7 protein-coding genes and 1 pseudogene are annotated in these 5,277 nt (G+C 68.2%); all 8 read left to right on the plus strand.

Annotation, left to right across the window (positions count from 1 at the left end):
• Positions 1-181 (plus strand): annotated as a pseudogene (locus ACFYMC_RS29450) (IS256 family transposase); the annotation flags it as partial.
• Positions 182-241: 60 nt separating this feature from the next.
• Entirely contained in the window at positions 242-1,126 is an 885-nt protein-coding gene (locus ACFYMC_RS29455) for a hypothetical protein (protein ID WP_388531129.1), read from the plus strand.
• Between the two features lie 48 nt (positions 1,127-1,174).
• On the plus strand, positions 1,175-1,426 hold the full coding sequence (locus ACFYMC_RS29460) for a hypothetical protein (RefSeq protein ID WP_388531132.1): 252 nt from the start codon (positions 1,175-1,177) through the stop codon (positions 1,424-1,426).
• 448 nt (positions 1,427-1,874) lie between these two features.
• On the plus strand, positions 1,875-2,219 hold the full coding sequence (locus tag ACFYMC_RS29465) for a hypothetical protein (protein ID WP_388531135.1): 345 nt from the start codon (positions 1,875-1,877) through the stop codon (positions 2,217-2,219).
• A 369-nt stretch (positions 2,220-2,588) separates the two neighbouring features.
• On the plus strand, positions 2,589-3,032 hold the full coding sequence (locus ACFYMC_RS29470) for a hypothetical protein (protein ID WP_388531138.1): 444 nt from the start codon (positions 2,589-2,591) through the stop codon (positions 3,030-3,032).
• 72 nt (positions 3,033-3,104) lie between these two features.
• On the plus strand, positions 3,105-3,938 hold the full coding sequence (locus tag ACFYMC_RS29475; protein ID WP_388531141.1) for a transposase family protein: 834 nt from the start codon (positions 3,105-3,107) through the stop codon (positions 3,936-3,938).
• 415 nt (positions 3,939-4,353) lie between these two features.
• The gene (locus tag ACFYMC_RS29480) at positions 4,354-4,614 is read left to right on the plus strand and encodes a hypothetical protein (protein WP_388531144.1); all 261 of its coding nucleotides are present in this window, start codon (positions 4,354-4,356) and stop codon (positions 4,612-4,614) included.
• Entirely contained in the window at positions 4,611-5,141 is a 531-nt protein-coding gene (locus tag ACFYMC_RS29485) for a hypothetical protein (protein ID WP_388531146.1), read from the plus strand. Before ACFYMC_RS29480 ends, ACFYMC_RS29485 begins: the two co-directional genes overlap by 4 nt.
• Positions 5,142-5,277: the final 136 nt, after the last annotated feature.

The raw sequence follows: 5,277 nt of genomic DNA on the forward strand, positions 1-5,277 counted from the left end.
GAAAGTCACCCGAAACCGCGGCCACTTCCCGACGGAACAGGCCGCGGTCAAGGTGCTCTACCTGGCGATACGCGAGCTGATCGAACCGAAGACCCGCAGCAAGACGCACGTCGCGCCGCACTGGAAGGCCGCGCTGAACGCGTTCTCGATCTACTTCCAGGACCGCATTACCCTCAAGTAAACCCCAAGGACTTACACGGAGTTACTGACACGCCCCGGCCTCACCGAGCCGTACCAGCTGGTGCAGGCGCTGATCGGGGTGGCGGGGGTGGTGGCCGCGGGTGGAGACCACGCACGGGCCCGTGAACTGGCCACCGATGCCGAGCGTATCGTCCGGAGCATCGACGGGCCGTACCTGCAGGCACGGGCGCTGATCGGGGTGGCGGGGGTGGTGGCCGCGGGTGGAGACCACGCACGGGCCCGTGGACTGGCCACCGATGCCGAGCGCATCGTCCGCACCATCGACGGGCCGTACCAGCAGGCGCAGGCGCTGATCGGGGTGGCGGGGGTGGTGGCCGCGGGTGGAGACCACGCACGGGCCCGTGAACTGGCCACCGATGCCGAGCGCATCGTCCGCACCATCACCGACCCGTACCAGCAGGCGCAGGCGCTGATCGGGGTGGCGGAGGTGGTGGCCGCGAGTGGAGACCACGCAGGGGCCGAGTGCATCGTCCGGAGCATCGACGGGCCGTACCTGCAGGCACGGGCGCTGATCGGGGTGGCGGAGGTGGTGGCCGCGAGTGGAGACCACGCACGGGCCCGTGAACTGGCCACCGATGCCGAGCGCATCGCCTGCACCATCACCGACCCGTACCAGCAGGCGCAGGCGCTGACCAGGGTGGCGGGGGTGGTGGCCGCGGGTGGAGACCACGCACGGGCCCGTGGACTGGCCACCGATGCCGAGCGCATCGCCCGCACCATCACCGACCCGTACCAGCAGGCGCAGGCGCTGACCAGGGTGGCGGCGGAAGTCGGCCTGCCGCAGGCCAGTCACTTGTTGGGGGAGGCTTTTTCACGGGGGTCGTGGCTGACGCCTCTGCCGGTGCTGGCGAAGATCCTCCCACAGGAGATGATCCGGTTCGCTGACGCGGTATACGCAGACGGTGCCTCGCGTGATGCCCAGTAGGTACGCCGTGTCCGAGGCTCTCGTCTCCGGTAAGAGAGTGGTGTTGGGGTGTACCTCAACACCGTCCGGCAGCTCGACGGGATCGACGTCGAGCGCGTGTTCTCGGACAAGGTGTCCGGGAAAGACACCGCCCGGCGAGGCTCGACGAGTTGCCGATGTTCGTCCGCGACGGCGCAACTGCTGTCGGTCATGGGCGCGTTCGCCGAGTTCGAACGTCAGCGCGAGAGCATCGCGGAGGCCAAACATCGCGGCGTCTACAGCTACCTGCGGACTGCAAGTTCCGCAGATGTTGCAGCCTGAGTCGGGACCGGAGCTGATCGAGGTCGCCATCGGCGAACCGGGGTTGGATTCGCCTAGCGCTAGCTGCCCGCACAAGACACTCTGCGGGGTGCTCGCCGACCGTCCGGCAGTCCATCCGCAGTCCCGAAGCCCGCGTCGCGTACGCCTACGGCCACATCGACCGCATTGAGCCTTCGCCAACTTGAAGTTGCAGGTCAAAGAGCTGGTGTGATCGGTCTTCCGGGTACTCGTGCTGGTCAGGGGCGGTTGTCTGTTGTGCAGATCGTTTGCCAGCGGTCGGCTGTCGGTTCTTGAGGTACGTCTCGTGATGTCGAACCCTCGGCGGATTAGTGCAGGTCCAAACGGGTGAAGGTGAAACCTTCCTGCAGGCGGAGACGCAACTGGGGCGGTCCCGGGCAGGGAAAGGGGTGCTGACAGCACGTCCTCCCTTTCAGAGAAGGACCATCCCATGCGCTTGCGCAACACCGTGGCCGCCGCTCTCGGCGCCCTCCTGCTCTCCGCGGCCCTGCCCGCATCCCCCGCCGCGGCCGCCAACGGCGAGTTCCTCTACACCTACGTCGGCCTCAACGGCCTCAACCTGCGCGGTACCCTCCCCAACCCCGACAGCAACGTCTGCATCAACATCCCCGAAACGGACGACGACAACCTGCCCGCCTTCGCACCGCGGAACTTCACCGACTCCAGCGCCACCGTCTTCCTCGACGCGGACTGCAACGGCGACGTCTTCTACGTGATGCCCCCCGGCAAGAGGCTCGGCGACCGCCTGCGCCTGCGCTCCGTCGTCTTCAGCTGACACCCACCCCACCCCGCGACAAGGCCGGGCCCCTTCCACGAACGGGCCCGGCCCCACGAGAGATACACGCCACGCCACGGGGGCGTACCGGCACCGCGAACACGCCACCTGAGCGGGATCTGGACGGGGCGGCGGACGGCCCTGGACCCGCGCCCCAGACAGCCCCGCGCGCCGGATCCCGCCGCCCCACCCGAGGAACCCGCACTCGCCGCCGGACTGCACGGTACCCAGTGCAAGGGCATCGACGAGACCGTGAACTACGCCGCGGCAAGGCCGAGCGCCGGCGCTATGGCTCCGTTCCCAGCCCTGGAGCGGCGAGCACTCCAGTTCCTGCCCGCCGGGGCCGGACGGCCCTCTACGATCCGGTGCATGCTGGATCCCGAGCTGCTGAAACGGATCACCGCGCGGCGTGATGAACTGGACGAACTCGAAGAACAGCTGGCGGAAGTGCGCGCCGAACGGGACGAACTCGCCGTCGCCGAAAGCGTTCTTGAGCGGATAGCCGGGCAGCTCGCCGAGGAACGCGCCTCCGCCAGGCCGATGCCGGGGCAGGTGGGCGGCCAGGCGGTGATGCTGATCCCGCACCGCGAGCCGGGCCAGGAGGAGGACACGCTGCCGCGGGACTACCAGCGCATCATCACCGCCGTGCAGCGGGCCGGCAGACCGGTCATGGCCCGCGAGGTCGGCGAGGCAGTGGGGGTGGACATCAGCGTGAAGGCCAAGTTGGAACCGCTACGCGGCAAGCTGGTCAGGCTCGTTGACCGCGGCTGGCTCCGCAAACAGCCCGACGGTCGGTTCACCACCCGCCTGTGACCAGCAGCGCCGTCACTCGGAGCGGGCCGGCACGGGCGATACCCGGTTGCCCCCGGCGGCCGTTGGAATTGTGTGACGAATACCAAAGAGCGCGCCGAGGACACCTGCCCGCTTGTCTTTCAGTGCCGTCTGCCGCTGTCCACGCGCACCGTCAACCACCTCGCCGACCTGCTACGGCGTCATCTGAAGATGATTCGCTCCAGGTGGCGGATCCTGCCGCTCGGGAAGATCGCAGTGATTGTCCTGGCCGTCCTGCGTCACGACCAGCGCCTGGCCGACATGGCAGGCGGAAACGGCGTGTCCGAGTCCACCGTCCGCCGCTGGCGCGATGAGCTGATCACCCTGCTCGCCGCCCAGGCCCCGCGCCTGGACCGCGCCCTGCGGAAGATCGCGAAGCAGGGCGGGGAGGTGGTCCTGATCGACGGCACCCTCATCCGCGCCCAGCGCCGTACAGGCAGCGCCGACCGGCGGAACTACTCCGGTAAGCACCGCACTCATGGCCTGCACTTCCTCGCCCTGACCGACGAGGACGGGCGCCTGATCTGGATATCCGCCGCGCGGCCTGGCCGCACCCACGACAACACCGCCGCCCGCCACGACCACATCCTGGCCCACCTGCGCGCGGCCGGCCTCGGGGCTCTGGCCGACCTCGGCTTCCGCGGCCTTGACAACGACATCCTCGACCCCGTGATCGTCACCGGCTACGCCGCCAGCCGCACCCACAAGCTCACCCCAGGCGAGAAGGAAGCCAACCGCGTCCTCGCCGTCGGACGCGCGCCGGTCGAGCACGGCTTCGCCCACCTCAAGAACTGGCGGATCCTCACCAAGCTCCGCACCGACCCCGCCCGCGCCACCCAGCTCCTGCGAGCCCTGCTCGTCCTGACGAACCTCGAAGTCAACCGCTGACGGATGATCTTCGCCGTGGTTCCCCACGACCAGCATGAGCGCCCCGAGAACCGGCCACACCAGCCCTTTGACCTGCAACTTCAAGTTGGCGGAGGCTCATTGCAGTGCAGGCTACTTCGGACACGGGCGGTGAGAGTGGCCGACCACGGCGGCCGGCGTGTCATCTAGGGTGTCCGGTGATTTGTATGGTCAGCGGGGGCCAAGCCATCCGTACACTCCTCGGCTGTGACCGGACTCCTCACGGGCTACGCCCGCTGCTCGACCGACGACCAGGACCTCGCCGCCCAGCGCGAGATCCTGACCGGCACTCACCGCAACCAGCCCGGGCCTCGACCAGGCTCTCGCCGCCGACTCCCTCGTCACCCGCGACGTCAAGCTCTCCCTCGGCGGCAGCCTCTACGACCCGGCCGACCCCATGGGCAAGATGCTCTTCAACATCCTTGCCGAGTTCGACGTCGACCTCCTACGCCTGCGCACCCGGGAGGGCATGGCCGCAGCCAGGGCGAAGGGCAAGCTGAAGGGTAAGAAGCCCAAGCTGATGGCTCGACAGCAGGCCCACCTGGTCGAACAGCACTCCATCACCGACCTCGCCGAACTGTTCTCCGTCAGCCGGGCCACGGTGTACCCAGTCCTGGAGCGCGCTGCCGCGACGACCCCACCGGGAGCTCACGCGTGACCGCCGCCCAGGCACACGAAGCCGACGACAACACCCTCAGCGCCACCTGGTGGGCCGAGGACCCCGAGCACTGGGACCTCCTGCGGTTCGAAGCAGCCCAGGACGAGACCGGCCTGCCCTTGGACCGGAGGTGGAAGGACCGCAGGGGCATCCAGGAAGCGCTCATCCTCGCCCCCGGACCGGTAGACCACGACTTCGCGTACTTCCTGCTGGACCAGGAAACACAGTTCCACCGCCACTGCTCGGGCTTCAGCCACACCATCGAAATCGCCGCGCTCCTGCTCGCAGAGCACCGTCAGCCTGACGACGTCTGGTACCTGTGGTCGGCGATCACCACCAGCTTCGACACCTGGTGCGGCCTCCCGCACCGACTGCTACTCGCCGGGGGAGGAGCAGCCTGCACGCACGCCCACGTCGCGGGCTCCGGCCACGAACAGCGGAACAACCTGCTGCAGCACCTGGACGAGATACCAGAGACGACCAACGACGATGTCACCGCGCTCATCGCTGAACGCCGCCGCTACTGAACTTGAATTCGTGATGTCGGTCACTGAGGTTGAAGTCGCGATACTGAACTTGAATTCGTGTTGTCGGTCAGCCGTCCATGATCAGGTCTGTGCCGGCGAGGCAGCCGTCGATCAGGTGTGGGCGGTACTGGATCTG

It is taken from the genome of Streptomyces sp. NPDC006879 (assembly GCF_042869595.1).
Taxonomy (GTDB): domain Bacteria; phylum Actinomycetota; class Actinomycetes; order Streptomycetales; family Streptomycetaceae; genus Streptomyces.

Excerpts from the sequence above, each read along its gene's own strand:
- ACFYMC_RS29470 (WP_388531138.1), top strand. The coding sequence starts at position 2,589 with ATGCTGGATCCCGAGCTGCTGAAACGGATCACCGCGCGGCGTGATGAA.
- ACFYMC_RS29465 (WP_388531135.1), top strand. The coding sequence starts at position 1,875 with ATGCGCTTGCGCAACACCGTGGCCGCCGCTCTCGGCGCCCTCCTGCTC.
- ACFYMC_RS29480 (WP_388531144.1), top strand. The coding sequence starts at position 4,354 with ATGGGCAAGATGCTCTTCAACATCCTTGCCGAGTTCGACGTCGACCTC.